This window comes from Dyella sp., from assembly GCF_051954575.1.
Taxonomy (GTDB): Bacteria; Pseudomonadota; Gammaproteobacteria; order Xanthomonadales; family Rhodanobacteraceae; genus Dyella_B.
Genome location: NZ_JBQCHP010000088.1, coordinates 1 through 21,675, shown reverse-complemented (window position 1 = coordinate 21,675; position 21,675 = coordinate 1). Strand labels below are relative to the sequence as shown.

The 21,675-nt window shown below is 64.2% G+C and carries 21 protein-coding genes and 1 pseudogene; 11 read left to right on the top strand and 11 right to left on the bottom strand.

Features of this window, described 5'->3' with window-relative positions; all coding sequences use genetic code 11:
• Both ACTHNE_RS12535 and ACTHNE_RS12530 read left to right on the top strand, forming a co-directional pair.
• A partial coding sequence (locus ACTHNE_RS12535) for an SLC13 family permease (RefSeq protein WP_440269417.1) occupies positions 1–1,726 on the top strand: 1,726 nt, incomplete at its 5' end.
• Between the two features lie 88 nt (positions 1,727–1,814).
• Positions 1,815–3,095, top strand: a complete 1,281-nt coding sequence (locus tag ACTHNE_RS12530; protein WP_324946985.1) for a nucleotide sugar dehydrogenase — start codon at positions 1,815–1,817, stop codon at positions 3,093–3,095.
• 47 nt (positions 3,096–3,142) lie between these two features.
• Here ACTHNE_RS12530 and ACTHNE_RS12525 read toward each other — a convergent pair whose 3' ends face one another.
• The 4 genes from ACTHNE_RS12525 to ACTHNE_RS12510 all read right to left on the bottom strand — a co-directional run bounded on the left by ACTHNE_RS12525 (position 3,143) and on the right by ACTHNE_RS12510 (position 5,781).
• A complete protein-coding gene (locus ACTHNE_RS12525; RefSeq protein WP_324946955.1) occupies positions 3,143–4,150 on the bottom strand; it encodes a fimbrial protein in 1,008 nt (335 codons plus the stop codon).
• 152 nt (positions 4,151–4,302) lie between these two features.
• Entirely contained in the window at positions 4,303–4,845 is a 543-nt protein-coding gene (locus ACTHNE_RS12520; protein ID WP_440269416.1) for a fimbrial protein, read from the bottom strand.
• A gap of 23 nt (positions 4,846–4,868) precedes the next feature.
• Positions 4,869–5,285, bottom strand: a complete 417-nt coding sequence (locus ACTHNE_RS12515; protein WP_324946951.1) for a hypothetical protein — start codon at positions 5,283–5,285, stop codon at positions 4,869–4,871.
• A gap of 154 nt (positions 5,286–5,439) precedes the next feature.
• The gene (locus tag ACTHNE_RS12510; RefSeq protein WP_324946949.1) at positions 5,440–5,781 is read right to left on the bottom strand and encodes a Rieske (2Fe-2S) protein; all 342 of its coding nucleotides are present in this window, start codon (positions 5,779–5,781) and stop codon (positions 5,440–5,442) included.
• Between the two features lie 97 nt (positions 5,782–5,878).
• On the opposite strand from ACTHNE_RS12510, the gene ACTHNE_RS12505 reads away from it, so the two are divergent.
• From ACTHNE_RS12505 to ACTHNE_RS12490, 4 genes are all read left to right on the top strand, one after another.
• On the top strand, positions 5,879–6,133 hold the full coding sequence (locus ACTHNE_RS12505) for a hypothetical protein (RefSeq protein ID WP_440269415.1): 255 nt from the start codon (positions 5,879–5,881) through the stop codon (positions 6,131–6,133).
• A gap of 78 nt (positions 6,134–6,211) precedes the next feature.
• Positions 6,212–7,072 (top strand): bifunctional transcriptional activator/DNA repair enzyme AdaA, encoded by an 861-nt coding sequence (locus ACTHNE_RS12500; RefSeq protein WP_324946945.1) that lies wholly within the window; start codon positions 6,212–6,214, stop codon positions 7,070–7,072.
• A 123-nt stretch (positions 7,073–7,195) separates the two neighbouring features.
• Positions 7,196–8,110: a drug/metabolite exporter YedA gene (gene yedA / locus ACTHNE_RS12495; RefSeq protein ID WP_324946943.1), complete on the top strand. Its 915-nt coding sequence runs from the start codon at positions 7,196–7,198 to the stop codon at positions 8,108–8,110.
• Between the two features lie 101 nt (positions 8,111–8,211).
• A complete protein-coding gene (locus tag ACTHNE_RS12490) occupies positions 8,212–9,600 on the top strand; it encodes a short-chain fatty acid transporter (RefSeq protein ID WP_440269418.1) in 1,389 nt (462 codons plus the stop codon).
• A 9-nt stretch (positions 9,601–9,609) separates the two neighbouring features.
• Here the strand turns inward: ACTHNE_RS12490 and ACTHNE_RS12485 are convergent, their stop codons facing one another.
• Positions 9,610–10,485, bottom strand: coding sequence for a LysR family transcriptional regulator (locus tag ACTHNE_RS12485; protein ID WP_324946941.1), 876 nt, complete (start codon positions 10,483–10,485; stop codon positions 9,610–9,612).
• 81 nt (positions 10,486–10,566) lie between these two features.
• On the opposite strand from ACTHNE_RS12485, the gene ACTHNE_RS12480 reads away from it, so the two are divergent.
• A complete protein-coding gene (locus ACTHNE_RS12480) occupies positions 10,567–12,003 on the top strand; it encodes an MFS transporter (protein WP_440269414.1) in 1,437 nt (478 codons plus the stop codon).
• 38 nt (positions 12,004–12,041) lie between these two features.
• Here ACTHNE_RS12480 and ACTHNE_RS12475 read toward each other — a convergent pair whose 3' ends face one another.
• From ACTHNE_RS12475 to ACTHNE_RS12460, 4 genes are all read right to left on the bottom strand, one after another.
• The gene (locus tag ACTHNE_RS12475; RefSeq protein WP_440269413.1) at positions 12,042–13,358 is read right to left on the bottom strand and encodes an ABC transporter permease; all 1,317 of its coding nucleotides are present in this window, start codon (positions 13,356–13,358) and stop codon (positions 12,042–12,044) included.
• A gap of 12 nt (positions 13,359–13,370) precedes the next feature.
• Positions 13,371–14,540 carry an ABC transporter permease gene (locus ACTHNE_RS12470; RefSeq protein ID WP_324946935.1) on the bottom strand — a complete coding sequence of 390 codons (1,170 nt, stop codon included), beginning with the start codon at positions 14,538–14,540 and terminating at the stop codon, positions 13,371–13,373.
• A gap of 10 nt (positions 14,541–14,550) precedes the next feature.
• Complete coding sequence (locus ACTHNE_RS12465; RefSeq protein WP_324946933.1) at positions 14,551–15,237, bottom strand: ABC transporter ATP-binding protein; 687 nt, start codon at positions 15,235–15,237, stop codon at positions 14,551–14,553.
• Positions 15,238–15,299: 62 nt separating this feature from the next.
• Positions 15,300–16,535: an efflux RND transporter periplasmic adaptor subunit gene (locus ACTHNE_RS12460; RefSeq protein WP_440269412.1), complete on the bottom strand. Its 1,236-nt coding sequence runs from the start codon at positions 16,533–16,535 to the stop codon at positions 15,300–15,302.
• A 279-nt stretch (positions 16,536–16,814) separates the two neighbouring features.
• Here ACTHNE_RS12460 and ACTHNE_RS12455 point away from each other — a divergent pair, with 279 nt between their 5' ends.
• The 3 genes from ACTHNE_RS12455 to ACTHNE_RS12445 all read left to right on the top strand — a co-directional run bounded on the left by ACTHNE_RS12455 (position 16,815) and on the right by ACTHNE_RS12445 (position 19,761).
• On the top strand, positions 16,815–17,501 hold the full coding sequence (locus ACTHNE_RS12455) for a fumarylacetoacetate hydrolase family protein (RefSeq protein WP_324946929.1): 687 nt from the start codon (positions 16,815–16,817) through the stop codon (positions 17,499–17,501).
• Positions 17,502–17,572: 71 nt separating this feature from the next.
• Complete coding sequence (gene mscL / locus ACTHNE_RS12450; protein WP_440269411.1) at positions 17,573–17,974, top strand: large-conductance mechanosensitive channel protein MscL; 402 nt, start codon at positions 17,573–17,575, stop codon at positions 17,972–17,974.
• A 344-nt stretch (positions 17,975–18,318) separates the two neighbouring features.
• Complete coding sequence (locus ACTHNE_RS12445; RefSeq protein WP_440269410.1) at positions 18,319–19,761, top strand: M20/M25/M40 family metallo-hydrolase; 1,443 nt, start codon at positions 18,319–18,321, stop codon at positions 19,759–19,761.
• 90 nt (positions 19,762–19,851) lie between these two features.
• Here ACTHNE_RS12445 and ACTHNE_RS12440 read toward each other — a convergent pair whose 3' ends face one another.
• Complete coding sequence (locus tag ACTHNE_RS12440; RefSeq protein WP_324946923.1) at positions 19,852–20,352, bottom strand: MarR family winged helix-turn-helix transcriptional regulator; 501 nt, start codon at positions 20,350–20,352, stop codon at positions 19,852–19,854.
• Between the two features lie 61 nt (positions 20,353–20,413).
• On the opposite strand from ACTHNE_RS12440, the gene ACTHNE_RS12435 reads away from it, so the two are divergent.
• Positions 20,414–20,929 carry an O-acetyl-ADP-ribose deacetylase gene (locus ACTHNE_RS12435; RefSeq protein WP_440269409.1) on the top strand — a complete coding sequence of 172 codons (516 nt, stop codon included), beginning with the start codon at positions 20,414–20,416 and terminating at the stop codon, positions 20,927–20,929.
• Here the strand turns inward: ACTHNE_RS12435 and ACTHNE_RS12430 are convergent.
• Positions 20,916–21,675 (bottom strand): annotated as a pseudogene (locus ACTHNE_RS12430) (BatD family protein); the annotation flags it as partial. The gene ACTHNE_RS12435 and the pseudogene ACTHNE_RS12430 sit on opposite strands and share 14 nt — an antisense overlap.

Genomic DNA, 21,675 nt, shown 5'->3' with positions numbered 1-21,675 from the left:
GGTGATCGGCCTCACCGGCCTGATTCCCTCCGACCGCGTCTTCAATGGCTTCGCCGGTAACGCGGTGATCGCGATCATCGCGATCATGATCATGGGCGCCGGGCTGGACCGCGCCGGCGTGCTGGGCCTCACCGCGCAGTTCGTAATGCGCATGGCGCGCGGCAAGGAATCGCGCCTGGGCCTGGTGATCAACTCGGTCACCAGCCTGTTCAGCGCGGTGATTCCCAGCCAGGCGCTGGCCGCCTTGATGATTCCCGTCACCAGCCGCCTTTCCGCGCGCACTGGCGTGCCGATCTCGCGCCTGCTGCTGCCGATGGCGTTCTGCATTCTCACCGCCACCAACACCACGCTGATCGCCAACTCGCCGCTGATCGTGCTCAACGACCTGATCGCCAGCGCCAACGCCAACCTGCCGCCCGGCGCGCAGACGGTGCCCAAATTCGGCCTCTTCAGCGTGACGCCGGTGGGCCTGGCATTGGCCGTGGCCGGCGTGCTGTTCTTCTACTTCTACACCAATAAGCTGCTGCCTGAGCGGGAAGACGAACGGCAGAAGGTGACGCCCGGCCGTACCGAAAGCTACTTCGCCGAAACCTACGGCATCGTCGGCGAAACGGCCGAACTCACCGTCACCGCCGAAAGCCCCTTGGTCGGCATGAGCATCGGCGAGGTCGAGCAATTGCACGGCGCGCCGCTGATCCTGGCGATCAAGAGCGGCAACGAAGCGCGCATGGCGCCGCCGGCCGATCAGGTGATCTGGGTGGGTTCCGTGCTGGGCGTGCTCGGCCCGCGCGATGAACTCAACCGCTTCGCCAATAACCAGCTGTGCCGCGTTTCGCCGCGCATGCGGCAACTGGCCGAACTGTTCAATCCCACCCGCGCGGGCATTTCCGAAGCGGTGATTCCGCCCAACTCGCGCTTCCTCAAGCAATCGGTCGGCGAGCTGCGCCTGCGCAAGCGCTACGGCATCTCGGTGCTGGCGGTGACGCGCGGCGACCAGGTGTATCGCGACGATCTGCGCGCAGTGAGCCTGCGCACCGGCGATACGCTGGTACTGCATTCCAGCTGGAAAGCGCTGCAGGATGTCTCCGAGGACAAGGATCTGGTGGTCGTCACCGACATCCCGCGCGAGGAGCAGCGCCCCAACAAGATCTGGCAGGCGGTCGGCTTCTTCCTGCTGGCCAAGAGCCTGGCGCTGTTCACCAACCTCGATCTTTCCATCGCAATGATGACCGGCGCGGTCGGCATGCTGCTTTCGGGCGTGCTGAACATGGACGAGGCGTATCGCGCGGTGAACTGGAAGACCATCTTCGTCACCGCCTGCCTGATTCCGCTGGGTTGGTCGATGGATTCCACCGGCACCGCCGCCTGGGTGGCGCAGGAAGTGCTGCTGCATCTGGGGCATGCCTCGCCGTGGATCCTGCAGCTGTCGCTGGCCCTGCTTACGCTGACCTTCTCGCAGGTGATGTCGAATGTGGGCGCCACGGTGATGATGGTGCCGGTGGCAATCAGCGTGGCGGTGGCGACCGGCGGCAATCCGTCGGCGTATGCGTTGATCGTGGCGGTGTCCTCGTCAAACACCTTCCTGCTCAGTTCCGGCCATCCCGCGCTGATGATGGTGACCGGTCCCGGCGACTACAGCGCCAGGGATTTCCTGCGCGCGGGCGTGCCGCTCACCTTTATCGTGTTGCTGATCACGCTGGTGGTGGTCAATCTCATGTATCGCTGACAGGCTCGACGCGCGCCACCCACATCGTCGCGGCAGTCCGATATCCTCAGCGCCGTCTTTGATCTGCGATGTGGCTGAAAAACCCGTGATTTCCTACCCCCGCGACCCTCGCCTGGCCGTGATCGGCCTCGGTTACGTCGGCCTGCCGCTTGCCGTGGAATTCGGACGCCAGCTCGATACGCTCGGCTACGACATCGACGCAGCGCGCGTGGACGCCCTGCGCCAAGGCTCCGACGGCAATCAGGAAACGACGGATGAAGAACTGCGCGCCGCCACGCAGTTGCGCTTCACCACCGAGGTGGAAGCGCTGCGCGATCGCAACGTTTTCATCATCACCGTGCCGACGCCGGTGGATGAGCACAAGCGTCCCGACTTCATGCCTTTGATCCGCGCCAGCCAGATGGTCGGCGGTGTGCTCAAGCAGGGCGATGTGGTGATCTACGAGTCAACCGTGTATCCGGGCGCGACTGAAGAGATTTGCGTGCCGGAACTGGAACAAGCTTCCGGCCTTGCGTTCAATCGCGACTTCACGGTCGGCTACAGCCCCGAGCGTATCAATCCCGGCGACAAGCAGCGCCGGCTCACCACGATTCCGAAAATCACCTCGGGCTCGACGCCGGAAGCGGCGGATTTCGTCGACGCGCTGTACGCGCGCATCATCACCGCCGGCACGCACAAGGCGCCGAGCCTGAAGGTGGCCGAGGCGGCCAAGGTGATCGAGAACACGCAGCGCGACGCCAATATCGCCTTGATCAACGAATTCGCGCTGATCTTCCATCGCTTAGGCATCGACACGCAGGACGTGCTCGACGCCGCGCGCACGAAGTGGAATTTCCTGCCGTTCCAGCCCGGCCTGGTCGGCGGCCATTGCATCGGCGTCGATCCGTATTACCTGATCCAGAAAGCGCAATCGACCGGCTACTATCCGGACATCCTGCTCGCCTGCCGCCGCATCAACGATGCGATGGGCCAGCATATCGCCGCGGAGGTAATCAAGCTGATGGTTCGCCAGGGCCATGCGATTCGCGGCAGCCGCGTGCTGGTGCTCGGCCTCACCTTCAAGGAAAACTGCCCGGACCTGCGCAACACGCGCGTGGTCGAGCTGGTGCGCGAACTGGAAAGCTTCGGCGCCACCGTCGACGTGCATGATCCCTGGGCCGACGTCGAGGAAGCCTACCGTCACTACGGTCTGCGCTTGCTGCCGGACGTAGCGGAAAAAGGAACCTACGCCGCAGTCGTGTTAGCCGTAGCGCATACGCAATTCAAGGCGGGTGGTGCTTACGACGTACGGGCACTGATCATGCCCGACGGCGTGGTATACGACATCAAAGGCGTGCTGCCCAAGAACCAGGTCAACGCACGCCTCTGAATAACTATCGCGTTGCATTGCGCATACGCGCACGGCGCTAACGTCACTCAGTTGTAGGTAAATTGCACCGTCGCCGTGGCGTTGGCGGTTCCGGGGGACAGATCGCCCGTTCGGTAATACCTTGCTGCAAAAGGCACAGTAACGGTGCCCCCGGCAGCGGTGGCAATCCTGGTGGCGCCGCCGCTGCCGATCGTGTAAGGCGTAGACGACCCGTTATAGAGCAATTGCGCGCCCACGCCGGCCGCGGTCGATGCTGAGCTAAGCGCCAATACATCGGTGTAGCCATTTACTGTGGTTCCATTGACAGTCATGACGACGTTGGGACTGTTCTGGCAACTGAGCACGATATTTTGCTGTGCACTGGTGGATGAAAAAGATCCCACGTTAGGTAAGCTGCTGGCCCTGACATTGCCCACGTTAAGCGTGATCGCGCTGCCAGCGCTGATGCTGCAGGTGGGGGTCGGAGCAGCTACAGAACCAGTGCCTAGAAACCATGGCGTTTGAGTGCCGCCCACTACAAGATAAACGGCCCGCGGAGCCACCGTCATCCTCCAGATCCCCGAAGCATAAAGCTGCGTACCAGCAGGCATGGACGCCGAACTGATGCGGATGATTTCGTACCTATAGGTTACTGCGGGAATGGTCGCGCTGGATCCAGTCCATGACTGGAAGGAAGTAACCTTGCTCGCTCGCAGACCTAAAGGCGAGTTGGGCCCCGTCGCGGAGTTCATTCTCAGGTGGCGAACATTGTCAAAACCAGGCACCGGCTCCCACCCCGCGGTCGGCTCGTAAGCGACAAAAACGCGACCACCAGTAATACCGCACGTTACCCCAAAGGAATTGGCAGTCACGTCCACCGTGGCAACCGTATCGCCGACCTTGACGTTCGGGCCGACATTAAGGACGGGGAAACTCGGTTGGACGTAGAAAGGCCCGGAGTAAGTGTTACTGCACAATCCCTGGCCCAAGGATACGCCGGGCAACAAGCCGACAACCAGCAACGCCATCCATACGAATAATGTCCGGCCTTCCAGATATTTTGCTTGACGTATCATAAACAGACTCTCCTTATCCCGAGCCAGCCAACATTTCCGCAAGCGGCCGCTTTCAACCATTTAGTTGCAAGCGAAATCCAGCGCTACACTCTCATGGGCAGTACCAGCGCTGTCGTGCTCTTCCGGTACGCAGCCATTGGGCCTTACGTCAGTCATGGAAAAACGAATTGGAAAACGGCGCTTGCGTTGGCGTTGCCTGCCGTCACCACAGTCGCCGTGCGGTAGTAGCGCGCCGTGAAAGGCACATCGTGCGAACCCGCCGATAAGTTCTGGCCAACGCTGTAACTTTGGCCCAACTGAATCGCCGTGCCATCGCTGCGGAACAATTGAATACCCACGCCACTGGCGGGATTTCCGCCCTGTGTCAAACTTAGGTAAGCTGCCGTGCTGCCCGTATTATTGGCATCGGTGAAGCTGATCTGCGGGTTCGCACCCGTCTGCTGGCAGTTGATGACAATAGTGTCACCGCTCGAGCGCTGGATGGCAGACCCTACCGGTACCGCGGTGATCTCCGACACGCTGGGTTGCCCCATATACACCCTTAGGTTGGCGGTGGTCACCGTGCAGGTCGATCCGCTGATGCTGCCAGTCACGTTGACGGTGGCCTGGCTTTGGGCGCGCGCCGCGCTCGAGCATGCAGCGATGCCAGCCACGGCCACGGCGACAAGCAGCGATGATCTTGTTGTAGGCAACATAGCAGGCCTCCAGTTAGCCACGCTTATCGCTGCGCTTGCGCAGCGATAAGGCTCGGCGTGATGAATGTCGGATGGCGCGGCTCCATACAGGCGAACTTCACATCGAGAGAGACACAACCGCGCACTGCGGCGACCAGGCTGGGAACACAAACCTTCACCGGAGCAAACAGAAAAACATCAAGCGAAAATGCTAGCAAAGCAACATCGCATCGACCGTCCATGCAGGATGACAAATCCTGACATCCTGACATCAGCATTCGTGAAGGTTTTTTCTTAGGACGAGCACTACGCGCGTCAATCAGATGCGGCATCGCACCCGCCATGCATGGATGGCTTTCCCAGCCTCCGGCCAGCGCCGTGTATGCCAATGCATGAATGCGCATCGCAGCGGCCGCCTTACGAAGCCATGCTAACGCGTCAGCGCGAAGCTGCGCGCCCATCAGGCAACTACCGCTCGTGTAGGAACACCGAACCCCAGCCCGCTTTCGCCAGCTCCAGGCGTACTCAGCGCATCACGACAGCGCCTGCTGCTTTATCGGTGAGTACAAACAGCCAATTGTTGTCGGGCATGCGGCAGCGCGGGGGCTGGACCCATCAAGCCAGCCACACTTCTTCCTGCTCCACGCGCACCGGCACGGCTCGCAGGCTCTCGCCCCGGCATGGCCCGCTGATGCACTCGCCGGTATCCACGCCGAAACAGGCGCCGTGCGCGGCGCAAACCAGCATGCCCTTGGAGACCAAGAACTTGCCCGGCGCCCAGTCCAGGCGGCGGCCCGCGTGCGGGCAGATGTTCAACCAGGCGTTCACGCGCTCGCCCAGGCGTAGCAGGATCACGCTTTCCTCGCCATCGGGCAGCAGCACGTCCACCGCGATGGCCTCGCCATCGGGCATGTCGTGAAGCCGGCACAGGCGGCGGGGAGATGCTGCGGTTTCCATGGGCACTTGCCTTGGAGGCCCTATGGCCTCATCGTTACGTGCGTAAGTCCTTGATTTTACCATACGGATTTTTAACATGCGCGTCGTCCTTCCGCTTTTGCACCGTCGTCGTCACCCGCTTGCCCAGGCCCTGTCGGTGGTGCTGGGCTTGATTGTCGTGGGCGTGCTGATGGTGTTCGGCCTGGTCGTGGCCGGCGTGCTGACCGTTGGCGGAGCGCTCTGGCTGCTGTGGCGGCAATGGAAGCGCAGCCGCGTCGCCGTGCCGGGCGCCGCCCGGCGCGCACGCCAGCCGGAGGTGCTGGAAGGCGAGTACGTGGTGATCCGCAACTCCCGTCCGGTGGCGCACCACTGAGCGTGAGTGCAAGATCCGGATAGCTGTCCGCGGGGCGGCTTCCCTAAGCTGACGGCAAATCCCCTTTCGGATACTGCCATGCGTAACTCCCTCGCCACCCTTGAAGCACCGCTGGAGCACGTCCGCGCGCTGATCGAGCGCGCGACGGAGGCGCCTTCGCTGGCCACCCTGGCCGACGCGGCCAAGCTCAGCCCCAGCCATCTGCAACGGGCCTTTCGCCGCCGTTACGGCATGAGCCCGGCCGAATACCATCGCGCGCGCCGCTTCGGCCAGTTCAAGAGCGCGCTGCGCAAAGGCTGCGCCGTGGCCGATGCGGTGTACGACGCCGGCTTCGGCTCTGGCAGCCGCGTCTACGAAAATACCAACCGCCTGCTGGGCATGACGCCGGCCAGCTATCGCGCCGGCGGCGCCGGCGCGCACATCCGCTACACCACCACCCGCACGCCTCTGGGCCAGTTGCTGGTGGCCGCCACGGCGAAAGGCATCTGCTCGGTCACCTTGGGCGCGAACGACGAAGAACTGGAACAACGGCTGGCCGATGAGTTTCCCAAGGCCAGCCGCGAGCGCGTCGACAACGGCCGCGAGGAATGGCTGGACGCCGTGATCGCCCGCATCGCCAGCGAGCTGGGCTGGAGTGACCGCGCCGCGCCGGAGATGCCGCCACTGGACGTGGCCGCCACCGCGTTCCAGTGGCGCGTGTGGGACGCCCTTACCCGCATCCCGGCCGGCACCACCAAGAGCTACGGCGAACTCGCCGCGGAACTGGGCCAGCCCGGCGCCGCCCGGGCGATCGGCCAGGCCTGCGGCAACAACCGCCTGGCCTTGATCGTGCCGTGCCATCGCATCGTGCGCGAAGACGGCTCGCCGGGCGGCTGGCGCTGGGGCGTGGAACGCAAGCGCGCGCTGCTTGCCCAGGAAGAGGCGGCGCGGCAGGGATAGCGCGCCGCTTGAGCGGGACGGGGCCGGCGCATTGACGCTGGGTCAACGCACGCTTGCACCGCTTTCGCTACTCCAACGCCCGCCGCGCAGGTATCGTGGCGGCTCTTCCCCATCTCCTCGCCCATGAACGATTCGGCCACCAACACGCTTGCCACGGCGAGCGACCAGAACCGCGCCGGCGCGTGGGTGCCCCTGGCGATGCTCGCGCTGTACATCGTCTGGGGCTCCACCTACCTAGGGATACGCATTGCGCTGGAAAGCTACCCGCCGTTTCTGCTCGCCGGACTGCGTTTCGCCATCGCGGGCATGCTGCTGTTCGGCTACCTGCGTTGGCGCGGCACGCCGCTGCCCAGCGCACGGCAATGGCGCAACGCGGCGTTCACCGGCGTGCTGCTGCTCGGCTTCGGCAACGGCCTGGTGTGCTATGCCGAGCAAAGCGTGAGTTCGGGTGTTTCGGCTGTCGCGGTGGCGAGCATGCCGTTGTTCGCGGCGATCTTTGCGGCGCTATACGGCAACTGGCCGACGCGATCGGAAACGGCCGGATTGCTGATCGGCTTTGTCGGTGTAATCGTGCTGAATCTCGGCAGCGCCTTGTCCGGCTCGCACGTCGGTGCGATCGCCTTGCTGATCGCGGCGATGGCATGGGCGTTCGGCTCGGTGTGGAGCAAACATCAGGACATGCCCGCGGGCATGATGAATACCGCTGCGCAAATGCTGTGCGGCAGCGTCGCCCTGCTCGCGGTAGGCATGCTTACTTCCGAGAAGCTGCCGGCGCATCCCTCGCTGCACGCCACGGCTGCGGCGGCGTACCTGGTGGTGTTCGGTTCGCTGATCGCCTTCAGTGCTTACCTGTACGTGCTCAAGCATGCGCGTCCCGCGTTCGCCACCAGTTATGCGTACGTCAATCCGCCGGTGGCTGTGCTGTTCGGTGTGTTGTTGCTGGGCGAAACCGTTGGGCCCTACGACTTGGCCGGCATGGCGGTGATCCTGCTGGGCGTGGGCATCATCACGTTCGCGCGGCAACGACAGGCGCACTGAGGTGCCACGCGTGGACGCTTGCCGCCACGCATGACGTCCCGCCACCATAGACGCACTCCTCGAAGAGAGCTGCGTCCATGAGCAACGCAACCGACGGCCGGATGGCGCGCGCCGCCTTACGCAGCGCGGCGTGGGCAGAACGCTGGTTCCCAGATGCATGGGTGTTCGCCGCACTGGGCGTGGTCGTCGTGGCCATCGCGGTGCTGGGTTTCGGCGCCACGCCTGTCGTCACCGCCAATGCGTTCGGCGATGGCTTCTGGAGCCTGATTCCTTTCACTATGCAGATGGCCTTCGTGGTGATCGGCGGCTATGTATTGGCTACCGCGCCGGTCGTGGCGCGCTTCATCGATCTGCTGGCGCGCGCGCCGCGCAGCGGACGCGGCGCGATCTGCTACGTCGGCCTGGTCAGCATGCTGGCTTCGCTGCTGTCATGGGGATTTTCGCTGGTGTTCGGCGGCCTGCTGGTGCGCGCATTGGCGCGTCGCGAAGAACTGCGCATGGATTATCGCGCGGCCGGCGCGGCGGCCTATCTGGGCCTGGGCGCGGTGTGGGCGATGGGCTTATCGTCGTCCGCGGCGCAGTTGCAGGCCAATCCGAAAAGCATGCCGCCGGGACTGCTGTCAATTACCGGCGTATTGCCTTTCACCCAGACGATTTTCCTGTGGCAATCGATCGCGCTGACGGCGGTGCTGATCCTGGTCTCGCTGCTGATCTGCTGGGTTACTGCACCGTCGGATGCGCAGGCGCGCATCGCGCAGGATTTCGCCGCGGTGGAAAGCGCCACGCCCGTGCTGCCGCCGCGCCGCCGCCCCGGCGAATGGCTGGAATACAGCCCTGTACTGTCCATCCTGATCGGCGTACTCGGCCTGGGTTGGCTGGGTTACGAATTCGCCAACAAACCGGTCGTTACCGCGATCGCCAATCTCAATACCTACAACTTCCTGTTCCTTACCGTCGGCTTGCTGCTGCATTGGCGCCCGCGCAGTTTTCTCAACGCAGTGACGCGCGCGGTGCCGAGCACGGCCGGTGTGCTGATTCAATTTCCGCTGTATGGCGGCATCGCCGCACTGCTTACGCATGCGCCCGGTTTGGACGGCCAAACGCTTGCGCACCGGCTGTCCGGCGTATTTGTGCATATTGCCTCCACCGACAGCTTTCCGCTGGTGATGGGCGTGTATTCCTCGGTGCTCGGCTTCTTCGTACCGTCCGGTGGCGGCAAATGGCTGATCGAGGCGCCGTATGTGATGCAGGCGGCGAACGATCTACACGTGCATCTGGGCTGGGCGGTGCAGGTTTACAACGCCGCCGAAGCCTTGCCGAATTTGATCAATCCGTTCTGGATGCTGCCGCTGCTCGGCGTGCTGGGGCTGAAAGCGCGCGACGTGGTCGGCTTCACCTTCATCCAGTTCGTCGTGCACGTGCCGCTGGTGCTGGGCCTGTTGTGGTTGCTAGGGCTTACCTTGCCGTACGTGCCGCCGGTGATGCCCTAAGACGCCACCCTAAGACGCCACGGATGCGCGCAGCGCCGCCGCCAGAATGCGCACGGCTTCGCGTGTGCGCGGATCCGCTACGCGGTTGTAGAGCATCACTTCGGTAAGCGGCAGCTTCGGCAAACCCAGGCGCTCACCAACTTCGACAGCGTTGGATGGGCAGGCGCGCCGCGGCAGCGGCGCCACCGCCAGCCCCGCTGAAGCCGCGGCGGCGACGGCGGGCAAGCCACCGCCGACAAACACCTCGCTCCACGCAATGCCGGCGTCATCCAGCGTTTTCAGCGCCATTGCGCGAACATGGCAAGGTGCGGCGAGCGAGGCGATACGCAAGGGCTCTCCCGCCGGCTGCTCCCAATGCGGTATCGCGTACCAGGCATAGGGTTCGACGAACAGCAGTTCGCCATCGGCGCGGCTGCTGTCGCGGCAGACGATTGCCGCATCGATCTCGCCGCGGTCGTAGGCGCCAAGCAGGCCATAAGAGGCGCCGATGCGCACTTCGATGCGCAAAGACCGGTCATATGCCCCCACTTTCGCCAGCAGCGTGGGCAACTCCATGCCGGCAGCCTGATCGCTGATGCCGATGCGCAAACTCAGGTGGACGTGTGGCTGGCCACTCACTGCGCGCTCGTGCGCTTCAAGCAGTTCGCGCGCCGCCGGCAGAAAGGCTTCGCCTTGATGGGACAGGCGCACGCGACGGGGCGTGCGCTCCAGCAGGCGGCGGCCCAGGCGATCTTCCAGGCGCTTCAGTTTCAGGCTCACCGCCGATTGGGTGGTATCGAGCGCCTCGGCCGCGCGCGTGAAGCTGTTCAGGTCGGCCACCAGCACGAAGGCCTGCACGGCATCCAGATCCAGTGGCCGCCGCAGATATCCATTTTCAACGTTCATGACTGAAATATCCGGCGATGAATTTTTCTTATCTTAGGCGCGCACTAGCATGGGCGCCAAGCTGATTTGTGGAGCAACGACATGACGACGCACGACGCCGCAGGCGATCCGCGGCGCTGGCTGGCTTTGCCTGTTCTGTTGACGGGCGCCTTCCTGCCGCCGCTGGATTTCTTCATCGTGAACGTGGCGCTGCCTTCGATCCGCGCCGCGCTGCATACCAGCGCCGCACAGCTGCAGTTCGTGATCTCGGCATATGCGGCGACCTATGCGGTGTTCCTGATCACGGGCGGGCGGCTGGGCGATCTGTTCGGCCGCCGGCGGTTGTTTCTGCTGGGTATTGCCGGGTTCACGCTCGCGTCGCTGATATGCGGGCTGGCGTGGTCGTCGGACGCCCTGCTCGCCGGCCGCATGCTGCAAGGCATGGCGGCTGCCGCGCTGGCGCCGCAGGTGCTGGCCTCGATCCGCGTGATGTTCCCCCAGGCCGAGCAACCGCGCGCGCTGGGTTTGTATTCGGCCACGTTCGGCATTGCCGCCACGCTCGGTGCGCTGCTGGGCGGGGTGCTGGTGTCCAGCCATCTGTGGGGCCTGGGTTGGCAGCTGATCTTTCTGGTGAACCTGCCGGTGGGCGTGGCGGCGTGGATCGGCGGTGCGATGCTGCTGCGCGAATCGCACGCCGAGCATGCCGCGCGCCTGGACCTGGGCGGCGTGGGCTTGCTGTCGCTGGCCTTGGCGCTGCTGGTGTATCCGCTGGTGGAAGGGCGCGAGCAAGGCTGGCCGCTATGGACTTACGCGATGCTGGCCTGCTCGCTGCTGACGTTCGCGCTGTTCGTGCGCTTCGAAGCACGACTCGTTCGACGTGGCGGCTCGCCATTGATCGACGTGCGGCTGTTCCAAGAGCGCGATTTTTCGCTGGGCATGGTGGTGACCCTCGGCATCTATCTCACCTCCGCTTTCTTCCTCACCTTTGCCGTGTATTTGCAGAACGGCCTGCAACACAGTGCCTTGCAGGCCGGGCTGGCCACCGTGCCGTTCACCATCGGCTATTTCGTGGGTTCGATCAGTGCGCCGCGCGTGATCGATGCGCTCGGCCATCGCGCGTTGCCATTGGCGTGCGCGTGCAAGGCGGTGGGTTTCGCTTTGGTTATCGCGACAGTGCTGCACATCGTGCCGCAGAGCGTGTTCGCGCCGGCGCTGGTGATCGCCGGATGCGGGTTCGGTATCGCCATGCCTTCCTTGATCCGCACCGTGATCGGCAGCGTTGGCATACATCACGCAGGCTTGGCGTCGGGCATGGTGATCACCGGATTGCAGATCAGCGCGGCGCTCGGCGTGGCGGTAATCGGCGGCGTGTTCTACACGGCATTGCATGGTCAAAGCGGCGCGAGCGTGTATGCGCATGCCTTCGCCACCGGCTTGGCTTGCAACGTGACGACGTTGGTAGCGCTTGTGCTGTTGTCGCTTGCGCTGGGACGCGCAAAGCGGCCCAGCGCACGGACTGCCATCGTAAGCATCGAATAAGAGCGGGAACGGATATCACCGTTCCCACTCCTCGACCATCACAACTCGCGCAGCGCCGTCGTCACCGGCAAACGCGCCGCACGCAGCGCTGGAAACAAACCGCCGACGAAGCCGATCGCCAACGCCCACTTCAAGCCTTCCCACAGCAGGCCCGGCGTCACCTTGAAGGTAAAGGCGAGCTGCCCAGTGGTGCCTGTGGCCAGCGTGGATGCCGTCCAGCCATTGAAGATCAGCCACGCCAGTGCGCCGCCGATCAAGCCGCCGATCAAAGCCAGCAGCATCGTCTCCAGCATTACCGCCACCACCACTGGCAGGCCGCGAAAACCGATCGCGCGCAGCGTGGCGATTTCCCGCGCACGCGCGGCCACAGCGGCGAACATGGTGTTGAGCGCGCCGAACAGCGCGCCGATTGCCATGATCGTGCCGACCGTAATGCCCATCACGCGCATCACCTTGCTCATGCCTTCGGACTGCTTGCTGTAGTAGTTGAGCGTGGTGTCCACATCCACTTGCAGGCGCGGATCGCCGGCCAACGCCGCCTTGAACGCGTCGAACGCCTTGGCGTCGGTCAGCTTGACCACCATCGAAGTGCGGCTGCTGCCGCGCCGGTAAGCCTCGGCCACTACGTCGGCGTCGCCCCAGATCTCCGAATCCAGTGCATCGCCCGAGGCGAACACGCCGACCACGTTCCAGGTCTGCGCGCCAAGCTTGATTGCGTGTCCGGGCTCCAGGCCGGCGAACTGGCGCTGCGCACCCTGCCCCACCACCAGCTCACGCATGCCCGGCTGGAATTTACGGCCGGCGATGATTTTCAGGTTGGGACGCACAGCCCAGGCGCCGTCACCCACGCCGCGCAATTGCACGCTGCCTTCTTCATCCGGCCCGCCACCCTTGATCGGCAGATTGGCCGCCACCACGATTTCGCCGGAAGTGATCGGCTTGCCCTGGCTGTCGTGCGCAACGCCAGGCGCCTGGTCGACCACCAGGATGCCGTCGCGGGTCATCACCGAACTGACTTCGGCGGCCGAACCACCGCGCAGCACCATCACCGTGTCATCGCTACCGGTCTTGCGCAGCGTTTCACTGTACCCCTCGCCCATCGCCAGCAGCGCCACCAACACGCCGACCACGCCGGCGATGCCCACGATCACCACCGATGACGAACCGAGCCGCTGGCGCAACGTGCTCACGCCCACGCCGGTAACGGAAGCGGCCTGCCGCCCGCGGCGCGTCAACGCCATCCAGGCTGCGAACACCACCGCCAGCGCCAGTACCACGTACCAGGGCAACTGCACCCATACGAACAGCGCGATGATCATCGTGACCAGCACTGCAAGGTTGAAAAGAAAATTCATGACTGTGCTCCTTTAGCGGCCGGCCAGCGCATCGACGATGTTCAGACGCATCGCCCGCCACGCGGGAATCGCGCCGACCACCGCACCGATCGCCAGCATCAGGCCGATGCCCAGCATCCAGCTGCTCGCGCCGACCGTGGGCAGGTTCAACATGCCTCCGCTGCTCGCGCTTACGCCCGGAATCAATACCGCCGCCAGCGCGATGCCGATCACGCCACCGAGCAGCACCAGCAGCACCGATTCGGCCAGCACCATCGCCAATACGCTGTGATCGGAAAAGCCTAGGGTTTTCATCACCGCCAGCTCCGAGGTGCGTTCGCGCACCGCCTGCATCATGGTGTTGCCCGTCAACAACAGCAGCGTGAAGAACACGGCGCCCATGATCGAGCCGACGATCAAACCTATGTCAGCCAACTGCTTCATCCATGACGCGGTAGCGGCCGCTTCGGTCTGCGTGCGGGTTTCGTGGTCCGAATTGGCCGATAGCGCATCGATCGCTTTGGCTATGCGATCAGCCTGATTCACGTCGCTCACGCGCGTGACGAACCAGCCCACGCGGCCGCCGTTGTAGCCCTTGGCGACGCTGTCGTCGAAATACTTCCAGTGCATCAGGATCATCTGGCTGTAGAAGCCCGCACTGGTTTCTTTCGGATGCATGACGCCGACGATGTTGAAGGTCCAGTTCTTGCTGCCGTTCAACTGCGGGAAGATGTTCGACTGCAACGGAATCTGGTCGCCCACCTTCCAGTGGTATTTCTCCATCAGCTTGTCGCCCACCAGAATGCCGGTGCGCGTTTGCAGATAGGTCTTGCGCGCGTCATCGCTCACCTGCACTTCCGGATATTGATCGACGTAGTTATCGCTCACCGCAAAGGTGAATATCTGGTTGTGCGGATCCTGGTACGCGCCGCCGAACCAGTTCGCATACGCCACCGATTTCACGCCGGGCACGCGCGCGATCTGCTCGGCCAGGCCTTGCGGCAAGGTCTCGATGAACGACAGCTTCGAACCGGTCTGCAAGCGTTGCGCGCCATTGGCGCTTTTGCCGGCCTGGTCGAACGACGTGCGCACGGCATCGAGCATGCCGAACAGCAGAAACGCCGCGGCGATCGACACCAGCGTGAGGATGGTGCGGGTCTTGCGCCGGAACAGCGCAGCCCAGATCAGATGGAAATATTTCATCACACCCTCCTCAGGCCGTGACCTGTTCGACCAGCGTGCCCTTGTCCAGATGCAACGTGTGATCGGCGTACTCGGCCGCTTTCGGATCGTGCGTGACCATCACGATGGTCTTGCCGTGTTCGCGATTGAGCTGACGCAGCAGCCCGAGCACCTCTTCGGCCGAATGGCGATCCAGATCACCGGTTGGTTCGTCGCACACCAGCAAGCCAGGATCGGAAACGATCGCGCGCGCAATCGCCACGCGCTGTTGCTGACCACCGGAAAGCTCGCTCGGCTTGTGCGAGGCGCGATCGGCCAGGCCAACCAGTTGCAACGCAATGGCCGCATTCTTGCGCCGCTGCGCCGCGGACAACTTGGTCAGCAGCAGCGGCAGCTCTACATTGCGCTGCGCGCTCAACATCGGCATCAGGTTGTAGAACTGGAACACGAAGCCGACGTTCGAAGCGCGCCAGCGGGCCAGTGCGCCGGCGCCGAACTGGTCGATACGCTGCCCGCCCACGCTGATGCTGCCGCCGCTGGGCGTGTCCAGGCCACCGACCAAATTCAGCAAGGTAGTCTTGCCCGAACCGGACGGCCCCATCAATGCGAGGAAATCACCTTCGGCGATGTTGAGGTTGATGTGATGCAACACCTCCACCTTCTGCCGGCCACGCTCATAAACTTTGGAAAGATCGCGGATCTCGATCAACGTACCCATAGCTACATCCTCCCGAGTGGAACGGTTGTGGCTGCGCGCGAATCGCGCATGCCTTAAGTTGTTTATTGAGCCTGCACGCTTACGTCGGAACCGTCGCGAAGCTCGTCTGGCGGCGACACCACCACGCTGTCGCCCGCACTTACCGCGGCAGGAATCAGCCGCATTTCGCCGAAAGCCTGCGCGGCAGGCTGCACGGTTTGCCGATGCGCCTTGCCGTTGCTAACCACGAACACGCTGTCGCTGCCGTCGCGCTTCACGATCGCCTTGGCCGGTACCAGCACGCCTTTGGGCGCCTGTTCGGCGGTGGCGGGCTTGGCTTCCAGGAACGAGACGCGCACGCCCATGTCCGGCACGATGCGCGCATCTTTCTTTTCCATCGCCACGCGCACCTTGACTGTAGCCTTGCCGCGATCGGCGGCCGGCACGATGGCGATCACGTGGGCGGCAATCTTCCAGTCCGGATACGCATCGAGCACCGCCTCGGCCGGCATGTTGGGCGTGACGCGGCCGATATAGGCCTCGTTGACGTCGACGTCCACTTCCAGCGAATCCATATCCACGATGGTGCCGATGCCGGTGCGCGTGAAGCCGCCGCCGGCCGAGAACGGCGACACCACTTCGCCCACCTGCGCATCCTTGGTGGTGATCACGCCATTGAACGGTGCGCGGATCATGCAGTAACCGTAGTTGACCTGCGCCTCCACCACCTGTGCATCGGCGGCAGCGGCCTGCCTCTGCTGTGAGGCCAGTTGCGCGCGCGTGCTGCTGGCGAGCGTGCGCGATTGTTCGGCCGCCTGCTTGGACACCAGCCCGCGTTCGGCCAGCGCTTCGCTGCGCGTCGCGTCGCGCTGGTTCTGCGCCAATTGCGCTTCGTATTGATTGACCAGCGCATGCGCGGCGCTGGCCTGCGCGATGGCCGAATCGAGCGCGGCCTTGTATTGGCTGTCGTCCAGCTTGGCCAGGATCTGCCCTTGCTTGACGTGATCGCCTTCCTCGATCAGCACCGCGGTGAGGGTACCGGTGATCTGCGCGGAAACGGTGGCCTGCCGGCGTGCGGTGACGTAACCGGTGGCCTGCAATACTGCGCCGGCCGCCGGATCGCTGCCCGCCGCCACCGCCTGCGCGGTGTGCACCGGAACGGGCCGATGTCCAAACCACCACCAGGCGCCCGCGCCCAGCCCCGCCAGCACCAGCACGATCACGCCGACAATCCAGGGCCAGCGCGCCGGCCCATGTCCGTGCTCTTCACGCTGATGGCGTTCGATCTTGAGTTCCTTCAGTAGATCGGCATTGCTCACGCTTTTGTCCCGTTGTCCCCGATGCGCGCACGATAATGGCCTCGGCCATGTCCTGCCACGTGCGCTCATCAACCCATGCCAATGACACCTGTCATGTCTTACGACGTGCGAGCGACCCCGGAATCGACAACGTCATGTCCGCAAAGGTCGTAGAAACTGCCTATTTTTGCTTGCGCACCGCTGACGTGGCGCCCTGGTGCGCGATGCGTGCTGACAAATGGACACCTGTCCGATCGGCGTGTTGCCAGGCAGGTGCATGAAGCTGCTACCCTTTTTGGCATGCGCTACGCGATCGATCCTCCTGCCATCCCCAGCCTCCCGATCCTCGGCCGCGAGGAACGCTTTCCCATCCGCCGCGTGTTCTGCATCGGCCGCAATTACGCCGAGCATGCCCGTGAAATGGGGGCTACAGTAGATGCTTCGGCCCCGATGTTCTTCTGCAAACCTGCCGACGCCGTGCTCGCCGATGGCACGGACGTGCCCTACCCTACGGCCACCTCCGAACTCCATCACGAGGTGGAAATGGTAGTGGCGTTGAAGGCCGGCGGCAGCAACCTCGATGCCGGGCAGGCGGCGCAGGCCGTCTTCGGCTACGGCGTGGGGCTCGACCTCACCCGACGCGATCTGCAGGCCATCGCCAAGGCCAAGGGCCATCCATGGGATGTGGCCAAGGCGTTCGACCATTCCGCACCGGTGTCCGCCTTGCGCCCGGCAGGCGAGACCACGCTGCACGCCGGTACGCGCATCAGCCTCGCCGTGAACGGTCAGGTGCGCCAGCAGGGCCGGTTGGGCGAGATGGTACATGGCGTCGCCGACATCATTGCGGCGCTGTCCACGCTGTTCGAGCTTAAGCCCGGCGACCTGATCTTCACCGGCACGCCCGCCGGCGTGGCAGCGCTGCAACGCGGCGATCGCTTTCGCGCGGAAGTCGAAGGGGTCGCCGTGCTGGAAAGCCGCATCGTTTGACGCTATCGGCGACGCCATCGTCGCACTGAACTTCACAACGCCATCCGGCGCACAACCCAACGGAGACGACCATGAGCATGCTGCAGGAATTCAAAGAATTTGCCACGCGCGGCAACGTCGTGGACATGGCGGTGGGCGTAGTGATCGGTGCGGCGTTCGGCAAGATCGTCACCTCGCTGGTGAGCGACCTGATCATGCCGCCGATCGGCTGGATCACCGGCGGCATCGATTTCTCGGATATGAAATGGGTGATACGACCCGCCGACAACAGCAATCCTGCGCACAAGATTCCGGAAGTGGCGATCGCCTACGGCAGCTTCATCAACACCGTGATCGCCTTCCTGATCGTGGCATTCGCGATCTTTCTGCTGGTCAAGTTGGTCAACAGGTTCTACCAGAAGGCCGCGGCAGCGACGTCGCCGGAAGTGGCGTTGCTGACGGAAATCCGCGATCTGTTGAAGAACAAGGTGTAAATGGCGAGCATGACTTTCGGCCTAAGCGCTATCCGATAGGACACCGATAATCGTGGCTCCCATGGGGTGCTCTGATTGATTCTGCATAGGCGTCACCGGTCCTGTCTGTTCGCAGACCACAGGGCCGTCGGCGAAGGCAGACTGGCCGTCTTTCGAGGCGGCGGACCGAAGGTATGCGGACAGACAGGGCCGGCCCGAAGGGTGATGTCCAGAAGGCTCGCAGGATGTGTTGCGCGGCGCCGGGAAGACTGGCCGTCTTGCCCAGCCGCGCGGCACAGCCTGCGAGCCTTCTGGACATCATGCCGCCTATGCAGAACCAATCAGATCACCCCACGGAGCCACCCATGCGTCACTCCCTCACCCTGCTCGCCGCCAGCCTGATGCTGGCTACCGGATCGATTTGCGCCAAGGATGCGCCCACCACCATTCCTGCATCCGCCGTGCAGACGGCCGAACAATTGCGCGACAAGGCGCTGCATGACGACACCGCCTACAAAGTGGTGGAAGGGCTCACCACCGAAGTCGGCGCGCGCCTTGCCGGCGGTGTGAACGATGAGCGTGGCCGCGATTGGATGGTGGCCAAGTTCAAGGCGCTGGGCTTCGACAAGGTGTACACCGAGCCGGTGAGCTATCCGCTGTGGGTGCGCCGCAGCGAGCACGGCGCCATCGTCGCGCCATTTGCGCAGCCGCTGACGCTTACCGCTCTCGGTTATTCGCCGGCCACGCCCAGGGGCGGCCTGACCGCCGAAGTGGTGCAGTTCGCCAGCCTGGATGCATTGAAGGCCGCCGATCCTGCCAGCGTGAAAGGCAAGATCGTCTACATTGGCGAGCGCATGCAGCGGCACAAAGATGGCCTGGATTACGGCCGCATCGGTTCGCCGATCCGCGTGCAGGGTCCGGTGATCGCTCAGGCCAAGGGCGCCGCGGGCTATCTGCTGCGCTCGGCCGGCACCGACGCCAACGACCGCACCCCGCACACCGGCGTCACGGGCTTCACCGATCCGGCCAAGGCGATTCCCGCTGCGGCGCTGCCCAATCCGGATGCTGACCAGCTCGAGCGCGTGCTGGCCTATGGCAAGCCGGTCACGGTGAAGCTTGACCTGGATTGCGGCATCGAAGGCCAGTACACCGGCGCCAATGTGATCGGCGAGATCACCGGCAGCAAATATCCTGACCAGGTGATCGCCATCGGCGGCCATCTTGATTCCTGGGATCTGGGCACCGGCGCCATCGATGACGGCGCCGGCGTGGCGATCGCCGTGGGCGCCGCCAAGGTGATCCACGATCTGCCGCAGCGTCCCGACCGCACCATCCGCGTGATCGCTTTTGCCAATGAAGAGATGGGCCTGTGGGGCGGTCGTGCGTATGCCGAGAAGCACGCCTCGGAAGTAAGCAAGTTCCAGCTCGGTACCGAATCGGATTTCGGCGCCGGCCCGGTGTGGCGCATGACCGCCAGCGTGAAGCCCGAGGCGCGCGGCGCCATCGCGCAGATCGCCAAGGTGCTGGCGCCGATCGGCGTGAGCTATGACGCGAAGAAGCCGGGCGGCGGCGGTTCGGATCTCTCGCAGATGCACGGCAAGGGCATGGCCGCGCTCACGCTCGTGCAGGACGGCACACACTACTTCGACTGGCACCACACGCCCAACGACACGCTGGACAAGATCGATCCGAAAGAGCTGGCGCAGAACGTGGCGGTATACGCCGTATTCTCCTACATGGCTGCGCAGGCCGATGGTGATTTCGGTTCAGCGCCCGGTGCGTTTGCACACGATGGGGCGGAGGACTGAGCAGTCCTTGCACTTTTGCCCTCTCTCTTTCGGGGGAGAGGGCTTAGTGATGTTCGCGCAGGTTGGGCTGCGGCTGCGCTCCGGCCCAACCTACCCTTCTTCTCGAAGAGCGGAAGGAACGATCGCATCCTCGCCGGCTTCGGCGGGAGCTTCCGCGGCATCGAGCGCCTGCAGGTTTTCCTTCAGCCGCGTCAGCACGTCCATCGCCTGGGTCATTTCCTCATAGGTGATGCCCGTCGTGCATTCGCGCCGCAGATCGCGCGCAATGCGCTCCATGTCGTCGATCACTCCGCTTGCCTGCGCAGTGGTGTACAGGCGCCAGGCGCGGCGATCCTTGGGATCGGGCCGCCGCTCCACGAAGCCGGCCGCCTGCAGGCGGTCGATGACGCGGCCGACGGCGATGGGTTCCATTTCCAGGAATTCGGCCAGCTCCGTCTGGCGCAGGCCTTCGCGGTGATAAAGCATCTTGGTGGCGCGCCATTGGGCTCGCGTCAAACCGAATTTCACCGCACGCCGGTCAAAGTGCTTGCGAAACAGCAGGGTAATGTCGTTCAGCAAGTAACCGAAGGAAATATCTTCCGTCTTTGGCATGATGCAATCGCCCGGTGTCGCTAGGGAATGATCCCATTCGGCCCAAGCATAAGCCCAAACCATGCCCATTAGCGTTGTCACTTCCGACCTCACCCGGTTGCCTCGGGACGCCATCGTGAACGCGGCCAACAGCGCGTTGCTGGGCGGCGGTGGCGTGGATGGCGCCATCCATCGCGCGGCCGGCCCTGGCTTGCTGGAGGCTTGCAAAGCCTTGCCGCAGGTGGCGCCCGGCGTGCGCTGCCCGACCGGCGAGGCGCGCATCACGCCGGGTTTCCTGCTGCCGGCGCGCCATGTCATTCATACGGTAGGGCCGGTTTGGCACGGTGGCCATCGCGACGAAGCTGAACTGCTGGCGCGGTGCTATCGCTCGTGCATCGCGCTGGCGAACGAACACGCCATCGCAAGCATCGCCTTTCCGGCGATCAGCTGCGGCGTCTATGGCTATCCACCCGAACAGGCGGCGCGGGTGGCGATCGCCACCTTGCGCAAGATCGCGCCCGACGCCATGGACGTGCAGCTGTGCTGCTACGACGCGCACATGGCGTCGATCTGGCAGGACGCGCTCAATCGAGCTTGAACGGATACAGCGGCGGCAGCGGTGAATCCGTCTCGGCGGCTTTCGCCTGACGCCATGCGAAGCCCTTGGCGAACACGGCGGCCAGATCGATGCGTTGCGCCGTCCTGACGCCCGCGTAGTGCTCGCGCTGCAGTTGTTCGATCGCCGCGCGCTGCTCACTGGACGCCAATGCCTCCGCCACCTCGCCCAGGTTGCGCAGCTCGGGGCGTTCGGAGCGTGCCCAGGCAAGCAGGCACCGCGCCTGAACCGGGCTATCGTTGCCGCGCGCCGCCTCCAGGAAGGCCTGGCGCAGCGCGCGTGTCGTATCGGCCGGCTCCGCACGACGCGCAGGCGGGTGCGTGCCGCGTGAGCGCTTGCTGCGATACCACCACGCGAACGCCAGCATGCTGATCAGCCACAAGACCAGGCTGCCCAGGGCGATCCACCGCCAGGGCGTGGCCACTGCGCGGGTCGCAGGCGCAATCGCGGGTGTGGCGGCGACACTGTTGGCCGTCGTTGGCGCAGGCTGCGGCGCGGATGCGGCAGCCGCCGGCGGTGCACCGAGTGCGGCTGCGGCCACCGTCAAGGTGTGCGCAGGAATCGTAGCGACACGCTGCTGTCCACTCTGCACGTCGAACCAGGTGAGCGTGATTTCCGGAATGGTCAGCGTGCCGGCATGCTGCGGAAAGATAGCGAAATTGCGTTCGCGCCGCCCCGTCAGCCATTCGCCATCGTCGCGCGTGGTCGTGCTGGGCTGGTCGGGATAC